Here is a 15,728-nt window from a genome sequence, read left to right as displayed (position 1 = left end):
CGACCACCGAGATCTACACCGTTCTGAACACTCTTTCCCTACACGACGCTCTTCCGATCTTGCCGGCGCCGGCCGACCTGCCCGGCCTGCTCGCGCTCGTCGGGCGGCTCTGGACCGAGCACGGTGTGCCGGTCGACTGGCGTCGGCAGTCGCGCCCCGCCCGTCGCGTGCCCCTGCCGGGGTACGTCTTCCAGCGGCGGCGGCACTGGCTGTCGCCGCCCTCCGCGTACGGAAAGGTGTGAGTCCGATGCCCACCAGCCGCCAGGTGCAGCTCGTCCGTCGGCCGACCGGGGCGCCGACCGCCGCCGACTTCGACCTCGTCACGGTGGACGTCCCGCCGCCGGCCGAGGGGGAGGTCACCGTCCGCAACAGCCTCGTCTCGCTGGACCCGTACATGCGCAGCAGGCTGTACAGCGCCCCCGGCTACGCCGAGCCGTACCCGTTGCACGCCGCCCTGTCCGGGGACGCCGTCGGCACCGTGGTCGCCTCCCGGGCGACCGACCTGCCCGAGGGCACGCCGGTCCGGTCCACCCACGGCTGGCGGGAGTCCTTCACCGCCCCGGCCGCCGAGGTCGAGCGGCTGACCCCGGCCGGTCTCGCGCCGGCCGACCACCTGGGTCCGCTCGGCCTGCCCGGCGAGGCCGCGTACGTCGGGTTGTTCGTCGTCGCCGGGATCCGTCCCGGCGAGACCGTGTACGTCTCCGCCGCAGCCGGGGCGGTCGGTAGCGTCGCCGGTCAGCTCGCCAAGCTGCACGGGTGCCGGGTGGTGGGCAGCGCCGGATCCGAGGAGAAGGTCGAGTGGCTGCTGGACGAACTCGGTTTCGACGAGGCGTTCGACCACTCCGACGGGGACCTGGAGGTGGAGCTGGCGATCGCCGCGCCGGACGGCGTGGACGTGTACTTCGACAACGTCGGCGGGGCGCACCTGCGGGCGGCCCTCGGGGCGATGAACCCGTTCGGTCGCGCGGTGCTCTGCGGCGCCATGTCGCAGTACGGTCCGGACCGGTTCGGCGTGGACAACCTCGCCCTCGTGGTGGCCCGCCGGCTGCGCCTGGAGGGCTTCCTGGTGCAGGACCACGCGGCGCACCGGGACGCCTTCACCGAGCTGGTCGCCGGGCACCTGGCGGCGGGTCGGCTGACCACCCGGGAGACCGTGGTGTCCGGTCTGGAGAACGCCCCGGCGGCCTTCCTGGAGTTGTTCACCAGCGGCGGGCACACCGGCAAGGTCCTGGTCGACGTGTCCGGGGTGGACGGTCCGGGCGGCGACCGCCCGCTGGCCGACGCCGCCGTGAACTAGGTTGTCCCTCCATGGCCACCTTGCAGCAACTCCTGCACGACCGCCTCGCCGCCGCCTTCGCCTCGGTCGCCGGGGAGCCGGTCGACCCGAGCCTCCGCCGGTCCCAGCACGCCGACTTCCAGGCGGACGCGGCGCTGGGGCTGGCCCGCCGCCTGCGCGGCAACCCCCGGCAGATCGCCGCCGACGTCGTCGGACGGACCCGCTGGGACGACCTGTGCGCGGCGGTGGAGGTGTCCGGGCCCGGCTTCATCAACCTCACCCTCGCCGACGACGCCCTCGGCGCGCTGCTCGGGGCGGCGAACGCCGACGACCGGCTCGGGGTGCCGCTCGCGGCCGAGCCGGAGACGGTCGTCGTGGACTACTCCGCGCCCAACGTCGCCAAGGAGATGCACGTCGGTCACCTGCGGTCCACGGTGATCGGCGACAGCGTGGTCCGACTGCTGGAGTGGCTGGGGCACCGGGTGATCCGGGCCAACCACCTGGGCGACTGGGGCACCCCGTTCGGCATGCTCATCGAGCACCTGCTCGATCTCGGCGGCGCGGAGGCGGCCCACGAACTGTCCCTCGGCGACCTGAACACGTTCTACCAGGCGGCCCGGGCCAAGTTCGACAGCGACGAGGACTTCAAGACCCGTGCCCGCAACCGGGTCGTCGCGTTGCAGGGTGGCGACGAGCAGACGGTACGGCTGTGGCGGCTGCTCGTGCAGGAGTCGGAGAAGTACTTCCTCTCCGTCTACGACCGGCTCGACGTCCGGCTCACCGGTGCGGACTTCTTCGGCGAGAGCGCCTACAACGACATGCTCCCGCAGGTGCTGGCGGAGCTGGACCGCCTCGGGCTGCTGCGGGAGAGCGACGGCGCCCGGGTCGTCTTCCCCGCCGGCTTCACCAACCGGGAGGGCGAACCGCTGCCCCTGATCGTGCGCAAGCGCGACGGTGGCTTCGGCTACCCGGCCACGGACCTCGCCGCGATCCGGCACCGCCTGCACACCCTGCACGCCACCCGGCTGCTCTACGTCGTCGGCCTGCCGCAGCGGCAGCACTTCGAGATGGTCTACGAGGTGGCCCGCGAGGCGGGCTGGTTGCGTCCGCCCGCCCGGGCCGAGCACGTCGGGTTCGGTTCCGTCCTCGGGCCGGACGGCAAGGTCTTCCGCACCCGGGCCGGCGCCACCGTCAAGCTCATCGACCTGGTCGACGAGGCGGTCGCGCGGGCCGCCGCGCTGATCGAGGAGAAGAACCCGGACCTCGACGCCACCGAGCGGGCCGAACTCGCCCGCACCGTGGGCATCGGCGCCGTCAAGTACGCCGACCTGTCCAACGACCGGACGCGCGACTACGTCTTCGACTGGGACCGGATGCTGTCGCTGGAGGGCAACACGGCCCCGTACCTCCAGTACGCCCGGGCCAGGATCGAGTCGATCTTCCGGCGGGGTGCGACAGCGCCGGACCGGTCGCGGCGGACGGTGACGGTGGCCGCCCCGGCCGAGCACGCGCTCGCCCTGCACCTGCTCGCCTTCCCCGAGATCGTCGCCGAGACCGCGGAGTCACTGGACCTGCACCAGTTGACCGGCTACCTGTTCCGGCTGGCCACGCTCTTCACCTCCTTCTACGAGCAGTGCCCGGTGCTGCGGGCCGAGGACGACGTACGAGCCAGCCGGCTGGTCCTCTGTGACCTGACCGCCCGCACCCTGGCCCGAGGGCTGGACCTGCTGGGGATCGGCGCGCCCCGTCGGATGTGACGCGGAGTTCCCCGACGCCGGCTCCCCATCATCGGCCGGACCCGACGCCGGACGACGGGCTCTGTCCAGGCCCGGACACTGGCGGCCAGCCGACAGCGCCCGCCTCGTTTCCGAGGGGCGAGCATCTCCCCCTGTCACAACGCCGTCACAACGAGTATCCGCGCTCGCATCGATGGTTGCCTTCTCCGTGTCCGGCGACGTCACTGCCGGCTGGCGAATGGAGCGGCGATGGGGCTCTTTGCTCGAACACGCGGGACGACCCGCAGACTGACCGGCGTCACGGCGTTGGCGGTGCTGATCGCGGTGGGCGGATCGGCCGCGACGGCGAACGCGGCGCCCTCGGCCACGAAGCTCAAGGCGTGGCAGACGGAGATCACGACCGTCCCGCACCCGTCGGCGAAGGGGTGCTTCACCGCCGACTATCCCCGACTGGCGTGGCAGAGGGTCACCTGCGCCGCCGCGCCGGCGATCCCGATGACCCCCAAGCGCAGCATCCGCCCGCTGGTGGTGGGCAACGGCAACGACATCTCCGCCCAGGCGCCGAGCGGGTTCATCTCCGAGTCGTCCGGCACGTTCGAGGACATCGTCAACGTCACGAGTGAGAGTTCGCCCATCGCCAACGCCGGGCCGCCCGTCGCGAACGCCTACACCCTCCAGATCAACACCGACTTCTTCGCCAGCACGGCCTGCGCCGGATCGCCCAACGCCGGATGCCGGGGCTGGCAGCAGTTCGTCTACGCCAACAACGGCTCCAGCGGCCAGGTGTTCATCCAGTACTGGCTCCTGCAGTACAACGCGGCCTGCCCGGCCGGCGGCTGGACCCAGTTCTCGTTCACCGGCGACCCCGACATCTACTGCTACCGCAACAGCCCGGGCGCGACCGCGGTGCCCAACCAGCCGATCACCAACCTCGGGGCGCTGCGGCTGACCGGCACGGTGAGCGCGACGAGTGACAGCGCCACCCTGTTCGTGGGCGCCACCGCGTACACCGCGGCGGGTTCCAACTCCGTCAACGCGGCGGCCGGCTGGACCACGTCCGAGTTCAACGTGTTCGGCTACGGCGGCAACAGCGACGGCGGAGGCGCGGCCACCTTCAACGCCGGCGCGTCGCTGAACGTCCGGACGAGGATCACCTACGGGGGCACCGCCGCCCCGATCTGCGTGGCCCAGGGCTTCACCGGCGAGACCAACAACCTCAACTTCGGCTCGCCCGCGCCGGCCGCCACCGCGCCCGGCCCGGCCGTGGTCTTCGTGGAGAACACCGCCGGCGGCGCGGCGACCAACTGCGCGGCGGCCTCCGTCATCGGCGACACCCACCAGCACACGTTCGCCGGCCTGCTCTACGACTTCCAGGCCTCCGGCGACTTCGTCGAGGCGCAGGCCGGCAGCGGCTTCGAGGTGCAGACCCGCAAGGCGTCCGGCGCGCCCACCTGGCCCAACGCCTCGGTCGACCGCTCGGTCGCCACGCGGATGGGCAGCACCAAGGTGGCGCTCTGCGACGGCAAGAGCCTCGTCGTGGACGGCCGGACCAGGGACCTCCCGTCCGACGGCGCGCTGCATCTGCCCTCCGGCGTGGACATCCACCGCATCGGCAACGTGTACGTGGTGACCGACTCCGGCGGCAACAGCATCCGGGTGACGGTCAACAGCGGCTACATCGACGTGGCGGTCGGCCTCGGCACGTACCCGACGCCCGTGGTCGGCCTGCTCGGCAACCCCGACGGCAATCCCAAGCGCCTCGCCGCCAGGGACGGCACCCAGTTCGCCGTCCCGCTCTCCTTCGACGACCTCTACCAGCGCTTCGGCGCCAGTTGGCGGGTCGCCCCGATCCGGACCCTGCTGGCGCCCTGCGGCGCGGTCGCCTCCGGCAACCCGTCCGCGCCGTTCTTCGCCCGCGACCTCGGCGAGGAACTCCGCAAGCGGGCCGAGGCCACCTGCCTCCAGTACAAGGTCCGGCAGGAGTGGCTGGACGCCTGCACCCTGGACGTCGCGGTGGTCGGCGGCCGAGCCGCGCTGACGTACGTCGGTCTGGTCCCGCCGGTCGTCGACGGCAACCGGTAGCAGTGACGCCGGGGGCGGCCCGCACGCGCCGGGCCGCCCCCGGCCCCGCTCCGGCCGGCGCAGGTCGGTGGTCGTCTCCTGCCCGCCGGCTCAGACGATCCGGAGGTTGGCCATCATCCCCATCGCGCTGTGGTCGACCATGTGGCAGTGGTACGGGTAGACGCCGCGCCAGCTGTCGAAGGTCGCCTGGAGCCGGACGCTCTGCCCGGGCCAGACGATCACGGTGTCCTTCAGGCCGGACTCGGTGGGGTCGGCCGGCGCGCCGTTGCGGTCGAGCACCCGGAACTGCACCAGGTGCAGGTGGAAGTTGTGCGGCATGAGGGTGTTGGCGTTCGTCACCGTCCACTCCTCGGTGCTGCCCCAGGCGATGGTGGTGTCGATCCGGGCCGGGTCGAAGACCTTCCCGTCGATGTACGCCCGGTGCCCGCCGGACCCCGCCTCGTCCATCCGCAGCTCGATGCTGCGCCGCACGGTCGGCGCGGGCAGCGCGGGCAGGGTACGCAGCCGCTGCGGCACCGAGGTCCGGTCGCGCCCCTTCGCCGGCACGACGTCGAAGCGCATCACCTGGCCCACCTGCTCGGCCGGACCCGGCCCCATCAGGTTCTGCAGCACCACGGAGGTGCCCGGCTGGTAGCGGGCGAAGTCGACCACCACGTCGAGCCGCTCGCCGGGTGAGAACAGCAGGTACGGCATGGTGACCGGCGCCTCCAGCAGCCCGCCGTCCGAGCCGATCACGGTGATGTCCCCGCCGTCGGCCAGCCGGAGCAGGAAGAACCGCAGGTTGCTGGCGTTGACCAGGCGGAAGCGGTAGCGGCGGGCCTGCACCTCGAAGCGCGGCCAGGGCCGCCCGTTGACCAGCAGGGTGGTCCGGTTGTCGGCGTCGTCCATGGTCCAGACCAGCTGGGCGTCGGCGTCCAGGTGGGCGTCGCGCAGCACCAGTGGCACGTCGAACCGGCCGGCGGGCAGCGGTAGCGCCTCCTCCGTGCGGTCGGTGAGCAGGTAGAGGCTCGACAGCCCTCGGTAGAGGTGCTCGGCCTCCATGTGGTGGGTGTGGTCGTGCATCCAGAGCGTGGCGTGCGGCTGCCGGTTCGGATAGGTGTAGACGCGCTCGCCACCGGGCGGGATCGTGGCGTCGCCCGAGCCGTCGTCCTCGGGAGCGGTGGCGCCACCGTGCAGGTGCACCGCCGTGGGCATGGAGAGCCGGTTGCGTTGGCGTACCACCACCCGCCGGCCGGACCGGGCGCGGATGGTCGGGCCGGGCAGGTCGCCGTTGTAGGTGAACACCTCGGTACGGGTGCCCGGCACGATCTCCAGTCGCCTGCGGTGCATGGTGACCGAGTAGTAGTCCGTGGTGGCGGTCCGCAGCACCGGGCGCAGCGTCTGCGGCACGGTCAGCGGGACGGTGAACGGGGTGACGGGCGCGGCCGTCGGCGCGGCGGCCTCCGCGGTGGCGGGGGTCGCGCCCAGCTGTCCGGCGAGGCCGGCCAGGCCGCCGGTCGCCCCGACGATGCCCGACGCCGCGCCCAGGCGCAGCAGTTGACGACGAGTCGACACGGCAGTTCCCTCCACCGACGGTCAGTGTGCGATCCGGCAGCCGGCACCGGCGGGTCGGCCGGGCGGTCGTCGCAGGCCGATGATGCCGGGAACGCCGGCGCGTGCAGACCCCTATCGACCGCACAATCGGCGCCACCTCCCCCCTGTCGGGAGGCGTCGACGCTGGTCCGGCGGGGTAGGTACGGTCGGTATGGCCGACGCTGCGCTGCTGGACCTCGACGCCGACTACCAGGTACGTGACGGATACGACGACGATCCGGTGCTGCTGCTGCCCGACGGTCGCCCGGTGGAGACCTGGCGCGACGGCTACCCCTACGACGAGCGGCTGGACCGGGAGGCGTACGACCGCCAGAAGCGCGTGCTCCAGATCGAGCTGCTCAAGCTCCAGGACTGGGTGAAGGACACCGGTGAACGGGTGGTGATCCTCTTCGAGGGCCGCGACGCCGCCGGCAAGGGCGGCACGATCAAGCGCTTCATGGAACACCTCAATCCGCGCGGCGCCGGGGTCGTCGCCCTGGAGAAGCCGGACGAGCGGGAGGCCGGCCAGTGGTACTTCCAGCGCTGGCTGGCGCACCTGCCGGCGGCCGGGGAGATCGTGCTGTTCGACAGGTCCTGGTACAACCGGGCCGGCGTGGAGCGGGTGATGGGCTTCTGCTCCCGCAAGGAGTACCTCGAGTTCCTGCGCCAGGCGCCGGACCTGGAACGGATGCTCGTGCGCTCCGGCATCCGGCTGGTCAAGTTCTGGTTCTCGGTCTCCCGCAACGAACAACGCACCCGCTTCGTCATCCGCAAGGTCGACCCGGTACGGCAGTGGAAGCTCTCCCCGATGGACCTCGCCTCCCTGGACCGCTGGGACGACTACACCGAGGCCAAGGAGGCGATGTTCTTCTGGACCGACACGGCCGACGCCCCGTGGACCGTGGTGAAGAGCAACGACAAGAAACGGGCCCGGTTGGAGGCGATGCGCCACGTGCTGCACCGCTTCGACTACGCCGGCAAGGACGCCTCGGTGGTCGGCGTACCCGACCCGCGGATCATCGGGCCGGCGGGGCTCGACCTCGACCCGGAGGACCAACCGGTGCCGGTCTTCCCCCGCCCCTGACCGCCGTGCGGGCGGTGCCGCGGCCTCGTTCCGCCGCGGCACCGCCTCCGCCTCAGGCCCGTAGGGCGTGCACCAGGATCTCCTCGCCGCCGCCGACGGTGCCCGGGAAGCCCTCGGACAGCGAGTCCACGAGCGTCACGGAGATGGCCAGGGTCTCGTGCGCGATCAGGTCCCGGTGTGCGGAGATCACCGCCCGGACCGCCGCCGGTCCGGCGATCGACAGCACGATCCGGTCGGAGACGTCGAGGTCCGCGTCCCGGCGGGCCTGCTGCACGAGCCGGACGACGTCGCGGGCGGTGCCCTCGGCCTCCAGCTCCGGGGTGATCTCCGTGTCCAGGGCGATCGTCACCCCGCGCTGGGACTCCACCACCCAGCCGGTCCGCGGCACCTCGGTGACCAGGATGTCGTTCGGGCCCACGTCCACCTGCTCGCCACCGACCGACAGCGCGAAGACGCCCGCCTTCCGGACGCCGTCGACCAGCTCGCGGGGATCGGCGGCCGTGACGGCCTTGGCGACCTGTTGGGTGTCCCGGCCGAACCGCCGGCCCAGCTCCCGGAAGTTCGGCTTCACCTGGACGTCGATGACCCCGGTGTCCGCGTCCAGCGGCTCCAGCACCTTGACGTTCAGCTCGTCGCCGATGTCGTCGAGCAGCGGCTGCGGGAGGACCGTGTCGGCCGGCAGGCCGACGAGCGCACGGCGCAGCGGCTGTCGGATCCGCAGGCCGCTCGCCTTGCGCGCCGCACGCCCGGCCTCGGCCAGGGCCCGCGCGGTGGCCACCTGGGACGACAGCTCGGGGCTGATCAGCTCCGTGTCGGGGCGCGGCCAGGTCGCCAGGTGCACCGACTCCGCGGCCGACCCGTCCCCGGGGCGGACGACCTGCTGCCACACCTCCTCGGTGAGGAACGGGATGAACGGGGCGAGCAGCCGGGTCAGGATCTCGAGGCACTGGTAGAGGGTGGCCAGCGCGTCCTGGTCGCCCTCCCAGAACCGCTGGCGTGACCGCCGCACGTACCAGTTGGACAGGTCGTCGATGAACTCGGCGAGCAGCCGCCCGGCCCGGGCCGTGTCGTAGTTCTCCATCCGGTCGTCCACGGCGGCGCACAGCGCGTGGACCTCGCCGATGATCCAACGGTCCAGGACCGGACGCTCACCGACCGGGCGCGCGTCCTGCGGACGCCACGCGGTGTGCGACGCGTAGAGGGAGAAGAACGACGCCGTGTTCCAGTAGGTCATCAGGATCCTGCGGACGATCTCGTCCAGCGGCCCGGCGCCGATCCGCCGCGGCGACCAGGGCGAGCCGGAACAGGCCATGAACCAGCGCACCGCGTCCGCGCCGTGCCGGTCCATCAGCGGGATCGGCAGCAGGATGTTGCCCAGGTGCTTGCTCATCTTGCGGCCGTCCTCGGCCAGGATGTGCCCGAGACAGACCACGTTCTCGTACGGGGACCGGTCGAAGACGAGGGTGCCCACCGCCATGAGCGTGTAGAACCAGCCCCGCGTCTGGTCGATGGCCTCGCAGATGTACTGCGCGGGGTACGTCTTCTCGAACGCCTCCTCGCTGCCCGGCACGTGCGGGTAGCCCAGCGAGGCGAACGGCATGGCGCCGGAGTCGTACCAGGCGTCGATCACCTCCGGCACCCGGGTCGCGGTTGCGCCGCAGTCGGGGCAGGCGAACGTGATCGCGTCGACGTACGGGCGGTGCGGGTCCAGGTCGGACAGGTCGGAGCCGGCCAGTTCGCCGAGTTCCGCGCGCGAGCCGACCGCCGTGACGTGACCGTCCGGGCAGCGCCACAGCGGCAGGGGCGTGCCCCAGTAGCGGGACCGGGACACCGCCCAGTCGATGTTGTTCTTCAGCCAGTCGCCGTACCGCCCGTGCTTGATGTGCTCCGGGTACCAGGTCGTGCCCTCGTTCTCCCGCATCAGCGCGTCCCGGACCGCGGTGGTCCGGATGTACCAGGACGGCTGGGCGTAGTACATGAGCGGGGTGTGGCAACGCCAGCAGTGCGGGTACGGGTGCTCGAAGGGCTCGTGCCGGAACAGCTTGCCGTGCTCGGCGAGGCGCTCGATGAGCAGCGCGTCGGCGTCCTTGAAGAACACCCCGCCGACCAGGTCGACGTCGCTGCGGAACCGGCCGTTCGGGGCGATCGGGTTGACCAGCGGCAGGCCGTAGGCGCGGCAGACCGCGAGGTCCTCGGCGCCGAACGCCGGCGCCTGGTGGACCAGGCCGGTGCCGTCCTCGGTCGTGACGTAGTCGGCGAGCACCACCCGGTGCGCGTCGGGTATGTCCACCAGGTCGAAGGGGCGCTCGTAGGACAGCCCTTCGAGCGCGGACCCGGGCAGGGACGCCAGGATCTCGACGTCCTCGCCGAGGACGCGCCGCGCCAGCGGTTCGGCGACCACGAACGTGCCCTGCCCGGTGCGGGCGACCACGTACGTCACGTCGGGGTGCGCCGCCACCGCGGTGTTGGACACCAGCGTCCACGGCGTGGTGGTCCAGATCAGCAGATCCGCGCCCTCGTGTCCGTCCACCGGGCCGAGCAGCGGGAACCGCACGTAGACGGACGGGTCGGTCACGGTCTCGTACCCCTGCGCGACCTCGTGGTCGGACAGCGTCGTGCCGTCGCGGGTGCAGTACGGCGCCACCCGGAAGTCCTCGACCAGGTGCCCGTCGGAGTGGATGCGCTTGAGCGACCACCAGACGCTGTCCACGTACTCCGACGACATCGTCTCGTACGGGTGCTCGAGATCGATCCAGTAGCCCATGCGCTCGCTGAGCTGCGTGAACTCGTCGACGTGCCGCAGCACGGACTCGCGGCAGCGGGCGTTGAACTCCGCGACGCCCAGCTTCTCGATGTCGGGCTTCCCGCTCAGGCCCAGTTCCTTCTCGACGGCCAGTTCGACGGGGAGGCCGTGGCAGTCCCAGCCGGCGCGCCGGGGCACCGAGTAGCCCCGCATGGTCCGGTACCGGGGGAACAGGTCCTTGAACACCCGCGCCTCGATGTGGTGGGTGCCCGGGGTGCCGTTGGCCGTCGGCGGCCCTTCGTAGAACACCCACGGCGTCCCGTCGGCCGTGCGCGCCAGGCTGCGGGCGAACACGTCGTTGGCACGCCACCACTCGATGACCCGGCGGTCCAGCTCACCGAGATCGATCCTGGTGGGCAGTGCCGTGAACGGCGATTCCATGGCTCCCCCTGCGCTTCGTCGCCACTCGCACGGGTGCCGTGACGCGACACCCACGCGGGGACGAAGCCCGGGCACCTGACCAGGGATCCGCGGTACCACCCCGCTTGCGCCCGACGAAGCGGGCGCCTCTCGATTCCCACGGCGTGACGTGCCGCTGACGTCCGGTTCTAGTGGGGCGAGGAGCTGCCCGTTCTTCCGGAGGCTTCCCGGTGATGGCCGGATCGACGCCTGTGCCGGTCATGGTAGCAATCCGCTCGGCGCGACCCGGCCGGAGACGGGACCCGGACCGGCACGCGGCACCGGGTGGGGCCCGGTCCACCACCGGGCCCGCCAGCGACGGAGGCCGTGTGGGCTGGGATAGCGTGGCCGGATGACCTCTCGGGCGGCGCAGGCACGGGGCCTGGAGACCCGGCAGCGGGTGGTTCGGGCGGCGATGGCGGAGTTCGCCAGGCACGGCGTGGAGGGGGCCCGGATCAACCGGATCGCCGCGGACGCCAGAGCCAGCAAGGAACGCATCTACGCGTGGTTCGGCGACAAGGACGCGCTCTTCGACGAGGTGATGCAGGTCGGCCTGGAGGAGCTGTCCCGGGTCGTGCCGATCGGCACCGACCTGGTCGACTACGCCGTGCGCCTGCACGACACCTTCGCCGCCCGTCCCGACCTGCAACGCATCGCGGTGTGGGCGTGGCTGCACGAGCACGGGCGGGCGGCACGGTTGCCGGATCGGCGCCTGGCCGGTTACCGCCACAAGATCGAGGTGGTACGCCGGGCACAGCAGGCGGGTCTGGCCGATCCGGTGTGGGCACCGCACCACCTGCTGGCGACGCTGATCGCGGTGGCCACCTCCTGGCTGATGGCCCCCGTCGACCTGCACCAGGTCGCCGCGGACGAGGACGGCCCGGCGGTGGATCACCGGGCGGAGGTGCGCCGGGCGGCCGAGCGCCTGGTTCGTCCCGGGCCGGCGGACCGGGAGCCGGCGGGCTGAGCGTCGCCCACCACCGAACCGAACCGCACGGTTTGATATCGGCGCTCGGGGATGGTAGACCTGATACCGAACCGGATGGTTCGGATCTGGGGGTGCGACGATGCGTACGGTGCTGATGGTCGTCTCGGCCGCCGACCACTGGACCCTGCGCGACGGCACGCGGCACCCGACCGGCTACTGGGCCGAGGAACTCGTCGAGCCGCACCGGCTGTTCACCGAAGCCGGCTGGCAGGTCACCGTCGCGACCCCCGGCGGCGTCGCGCCCACCGTCGACCGGCTCAGTCTCGGTCCGCTCGCCGGAAGCCCGTGGCGGACCCGACGGCACCGCCGGTACCTCGCGGCGCACGCCGACACACTCGCCCACCCCCGGGTGCTGGCCGAGATGAACCCCGACGACTTCGACCTGGTCTTCTACCCGGGCGGGCACGGCCCGATGGAGGACCTCGCCGTCGACCCCGTCTCCGGCGCCCTGCTCACCCGCCGGCTGCGCTCCGGCAGGCCACTCGCGCTGCTCTGCCACGCGCCCGCGGCGCTGCTGGCCGCCGGCGACGAGGACGGCTCCTGGCCGTTCGCCGGCTACCTCATGACCGCGCTGTCCAACCGGGAGGAGCTGTTCAACCGCTTCGCCCGCAAGGCGCCGTGGCTCCTGGAGGACCGGCTCGTCGAGCGGGGCGCCCGCTACGTCAAGGGCCGGTTCCCGCTACGGCCGCACGTCACGGTGGACCGCAGTCTCTACACCGGCCAGAACCCCGCGTCGTCGGCCCGCCTGGCCCGTCACCTGATCGCCGATCTCGCCGAGCACCCCGCGCTCGCGGTCACCGTCACCCACACCGTCCCCGCCTCCCCCGCCCGCGTCTACGCCCTGATCAGCGACATCACCCGGATGGGCGAGTGGAGTCCGGAGACCTATGCCGCCGGCTGGATCGAGCCCGGCCGCCGGTTCCGGGGCCGCAACCGGATCGGCCGGCTCTACCGGTGGAGCATGAGCGCCACGGTCACCGAAGCCACGCCGGGCCGGGCGTTCGCCTTCACCACCGACTGGCCGTCGTCGTCGTCCTGGCGCTACCAGCTGGAGGAGGTCGAGGGGGGCACCCGGATCACCGAGTCGATGACCCGGGCGACACCGCAGATGGCGATCGTCCGCCGGTTCCAGGACGCCGTCGGCGTACGCGACCGGGCCGCCCACCTCCGTGCGGGCATGACCACCACGCTGCACCGGATCGAGGCGGCCCTGCGCCGGGAAACAGCCGATCCAGACTGACGGCTGTTCCGTCCGCGAAAGGGAGCCGGCACCGCGCCATTCACCGGACAAGAAATTGTTCCCGAAGAAATGGCGTACGCCGGTTCGACGTTGTCGCCGACGCACCGCGTGACGCGCGTGTCGGGCCCTGGCGAAAAGCGCACGGAAACCGCGGTACCGTGCGTCGGCCGACGACGGCGCGGTTCAGCGCGACGGCAGCGGGCCCAGCCGCTGACCCATCCGGACGGTGGCCCCGACCGTGAGCGGCTCGATGGTCCCGGCGTCCGGTGAACACACCAGCACGACCGTCGACCCGAACTCGAAGTGCCCGAGCGCGGCCCCGGTCTCGATCCGGACGGGCGGATCGTACCGACGGTGCCGCACCTCCCGACGGCGGGCGTTGGTGTGCAGGTCGTCGAACGCCAGGCGCGTCATTCCCACCATCGTCGCGCCGACCGGGACGACTGCCACCCGACCGCCGCGCGCACCGTCCATCCCGACCACGATCCGCTCGTTCACGGCGAACAGGTTGGCGACGTTCGCGACCGCGGCGACGTTGACCGGCCAGAGTTCCCCGGGAATGTAGGCGGCCGCGGTGATGTCGCCGGCGACCGGCGCGTGGATGCGGTGGTAGTCCTTGGGTGAGAGGTACAACGTGGCATAGGTGCCGCCCTCGAACCGGTCCGCCGACTCGCCGTCGCCGAGCAGGGCCGCGAGGGAGTAGTCACGCCCCTTGGCCTGCACGAGCGTGTCGGAGCGCACCTCGCCGTAGGCGCCGACCGTGGCGTCGACCGGAGAGACGATCGCCCCGGTGGCGACCGGACGCAGGCCCGGCCTCAGGGTGCGGGTGAAGAACGCGTTGAGAGTGGGGTACTGCTCGACGGGGAGGGCGGCTTCCTCCGGGCGCGCACCGAACACCCGACTGTAGGCGCGGTGGACCGGCCCACGCAGGGGAACGGGAATGGTGCGGTTGGCGATCCAACCGGCGCCGCGACTGAGCGCGTGTTTGGGAAGAACCGAAAGAAAGAGAATGAGCGCCCTGCCGAACATCGGAAAAGCGTAGCACGAACAATGTTCGCGGCTTTGCCGAGACGATTCCTCGACGACGTCGCACACGCCCGCCGAATCGAATGCGGACGCCTGGTGGCACGTTCACGCACGCCGGCGCGAAGCCGTCAGCCGGCGGGCTCCGCGCGTACCTCGGGCTGGTCGGGGCCGAACCCGCGCCGCCTGCGGAAGTCGGTGGGCGCGATGTCGAGACACCGCTTGAACGCGGTGCTGAACGCGAACGGGCTGGCGTACCCGACCCGACGGCCGATCGACTCGACGCTGAGCGTGGTGTTCGCCAGCAGGTCGGCGGCGACGGTCATCCGCCACTCCGTGAGGTACGTCATCGGCGGCTGCCCCACGAGGTCGGTGAACCGGCGGGCGAGCGTGGCGCGCGACACCGAGACCGCCGCGGCCAGGCCGCCCAGCGTCCACGCCTCCCCCGGCCGGTCGTGCATCAGCCGCAGCGCGTCCCGGATCAGCGGGTCCTCCTGGGCCCGCCACCAGGCCGGCGCGGTGGACGTCGGCCGGGCGAACCAGGTCCGCAGCGTGCTGACCAGGACCAGGTCGACCAGGCGGTCCAGCACGACGTCCTGACCCGGCGCGTCCCGGTCGAACTCCTCGTCGAGCAGGCGGGCCGGGCCGGTGTCCCGTTCCGCGGCGGGGACGACGACGACGTCGGGGACGGCGTCGAGCAGGCGGCCGGTCACCTGACCGGGCAGTTCGTAGGTGCCGGTCAGGAAGGCGCAGGGGCCGTCGGGGCTGTTGCCCCAGGTCCGCAGCCCGAGGCCCAGCGTCGTCCGGACGTCCTGCCCGTCCACGGTCCGGCACCGCTGCCCCGGCCCGACCACCAGGCCGACCGGGGTGGTCGGGGAATCGGCGAGCGTGTAGGGCTCGCGGCCCTTGAGGACGGCCACGTCGCCGGGCGACAGCAGCACGGGAGGCGCGCCGGCGCGCCGGACGACGGCCTGCCCCCGCATCATCACCAGGATGCCGACCGCAGCGCCGTCCTCGATCCGGACCGCCCAGGGCGGCGCCATGACGCAACGCAGCACGAAGGCTCCCCGCCCTCGGTGGTTGTCGAGGAGCATGCTCATCGCGTCCATGCCGCGAGGTTAGACGATCGCCAAGGTTCTTGACGATCTGAGCCATGGAGCGTCTCATCCGGGTCGGGTTTGCTCGACGGCATGAGACCTTCCTCCACGCACCAGTCGGACCCGCCGGATCGGGTGCTCGTGATCGGCGCGACGGGCAAGACGGGCAGCCGGGCCGTACGCGCGCTGCGCCGCCGCGGAATCCGCGTCCGGGCGGCGTCCCGGCGGTCCTCCCTCCCCGCCGAGCGCTTCGAATGGCACGACGACCGGACCTGGCGGCCGGCCCTGCACGACGTCGACGCGGTGTACGTCACCTACCAGCCGGACCTGGCCGTCCCCGGGGCGGCGGCCGCGGTCGGCGCGCTCGCGGGGATGGCGGCCCGCCGGGGCGTACCCCGGTTGGTGCTGCTGTCCGGCCGCGGCGAGCC

General features: G+C 72.3%; 11 protein-coding genes. 7 read left to right on the top strand and 4 right to left on the bottom strand.

From position 1 onward, the window contains the following. Positions 1-247 precede the first annotated feature (247 nt). The 3 genes from HUW36_RS11150 (at position 248) to HUW36_RS11140 (ending at position 5,094) form a co-directional block, all read left to right on the top strand. Complete coding sequence (locus HUW36_RS11150; protein ID WP_174528077.1) at positions 248-1,297, top strand: NADP-dependent oxidoreductase; 1,050 nt, start codon at positions 248-250, stop codon at positions 1,295-1,297. Between the two features lie 11 nt (positions 1,298-1,308). Beyond that, complete coding sequence (argS, locus tag HUW36_RS11145) at positions 1,309-3,033, top strand: arginine--tRNA ligase (RefSeq protein ID WP_174528076.1); 1,725 nt, start codon at positions 1,309-1,311, stop codon at positions 3,031-3,033. Positions 3,034-3,261: 228 nt separating this feature from the next. After that, positions 3,262-5,094, top strand: a complete 1,833-nt coding sequence (locus HUW36_RS11140) for a VWD domain-containing protein (RefSeq protein ID WP_174528075.1) — start codon at positions 3,262-3,264, stop codon at positions 5,092-5,094. 90 nt (positions 5,095-5,184) lie between these two features. Here HUW36_RS11140 and HUW36_RS11135 read toward each other — a convergent pair whose 3' ends face one another. Next, a complete protein-coding gene (locus HUW36_RS11135; RefSeq protein WP_174528074.1) occupies positions 5,185-6,648 on the bottom strand; it encodes a multicopper oxidase family protein in 1,464 nt (487 codons plus the stop codon). Positions 6,649-6,838: 190 nt separating this feature from the next. Between HUW36_RS11135 and ppk2 the strand changes: the two genes are divergently transcribed. Continuing rightward, positions 6,839-7,750: a polyphosphate kinase 2 gene (gene ppk2 / locus HUW36_RS11130; protein WP_217428796.1), complete on the top strand. Its 912-nt coding sequence runs from the start codon at positions 6,839-6,841 to the stop codon at positions 7,748-7,750. Positions 7,751-7,802: 52 nt separating this feature from the next. Here the strand turns inward: ppk2 and ileS are convergent, their stop codons facing one another. Continuing rightward, on the bottom strand, positions 7,803-10,934 hold the full coding sequence (gene ileS / locus HUW36_RS11125; RefSeq protein WP_174528072.1) for an isoleucine--tRNA ligase: 3,132 nt from the start codon (positions 10,932-10,934) through the stop codon (positions 7,803-7,805). A 370-nt stretch (positions 10,935-11,304) separates the two neighbouring features. Here ileS and HUW36_RS11120 point away from each other — a divergent pair, with 370 nt between their 5' ends. Then, positions 11,305-11,919 (top strand): TetR family transcriptional regulator, encoded by a 615-nt coding sequence (locus HUW36_RS11120; RefSeq protein WP_174528071.1) that lies wholly within the window; start codon positions 11,305-11,307, stop codon positions 11,917-11,919. A gap of 100 nt (positions 11,920-12,019) precedes the next feature. Continuing rightward, the gene (locus HUW36_RS11115; RefSeq protein ID WP_174528070.1) at positions 12,020-13,180 is read left to right on the top strand and encodes an SRPBCC family protein; all 1,161 of its coding nucleotides are present in this window, start codon (positions 12,020-12,022) and stop codon (positions 13,178-13,180) included. A 183-nt stretch (positions 13,181-13,363) separates the two neighbouring features. Here HUW36_RS11115 and asd read toward each other — a convergent pair whose 3' ends face one another. Together asd and HUW36_RS11105 are read right to left on the bottom strand one after the other, a co-directional pair. Next, the gene (asd, locus tag HUW36_RS11110) at positions 13,364-14,275 is read right to left on the bottom strand and encodes an archaetidylserine decarboxylase (RefSeq protein WP_174528069.1); all 912 of its coding nucleotides are present in this window, start codon (positions 14,273-14,275) and stop codon (positions 13,364-13,366) included. A gap of 59 nt (positions 14,276-14,334) precedes the next feature. Beyond that, complete coding sequence (locus tag HUW36_RS11105; protein WP_174528068.1) at positions 14,335-15,312, bottom strand: AraC family transcriptional regulator; 978 nt, start codon at positions 15,310-15,312, stop codon at positions 14,335-14,337. A gap of 81 nt (positions 15,313-15,393) precedes the next feature. Here HUW36_RS11105 and HUW36_RS11100 point away from each other — a divergent pair. Then, the coding region (locus HUW36_RS11100) for an SDR family oxidoreductase (RefSeq protein WP_174528067.1) at positions 15,394-15,728 on the top strand (335 nt) is incomplete at its 3' end.

The sequence above is a fragment of the Micromonospora maritima genome, from assembly GCF_902825405.1.
GTDB lineage: Bacteria > Actinomycetota > Actinomycetes > Mycobacteriales > Micromonosporaceae > Micromonospora > Micromonospora maritima.
Note: the sequence above shows the minus strand (reverse complement) of the source record. Positions and strands in the feature narration are given on the sequence as shown.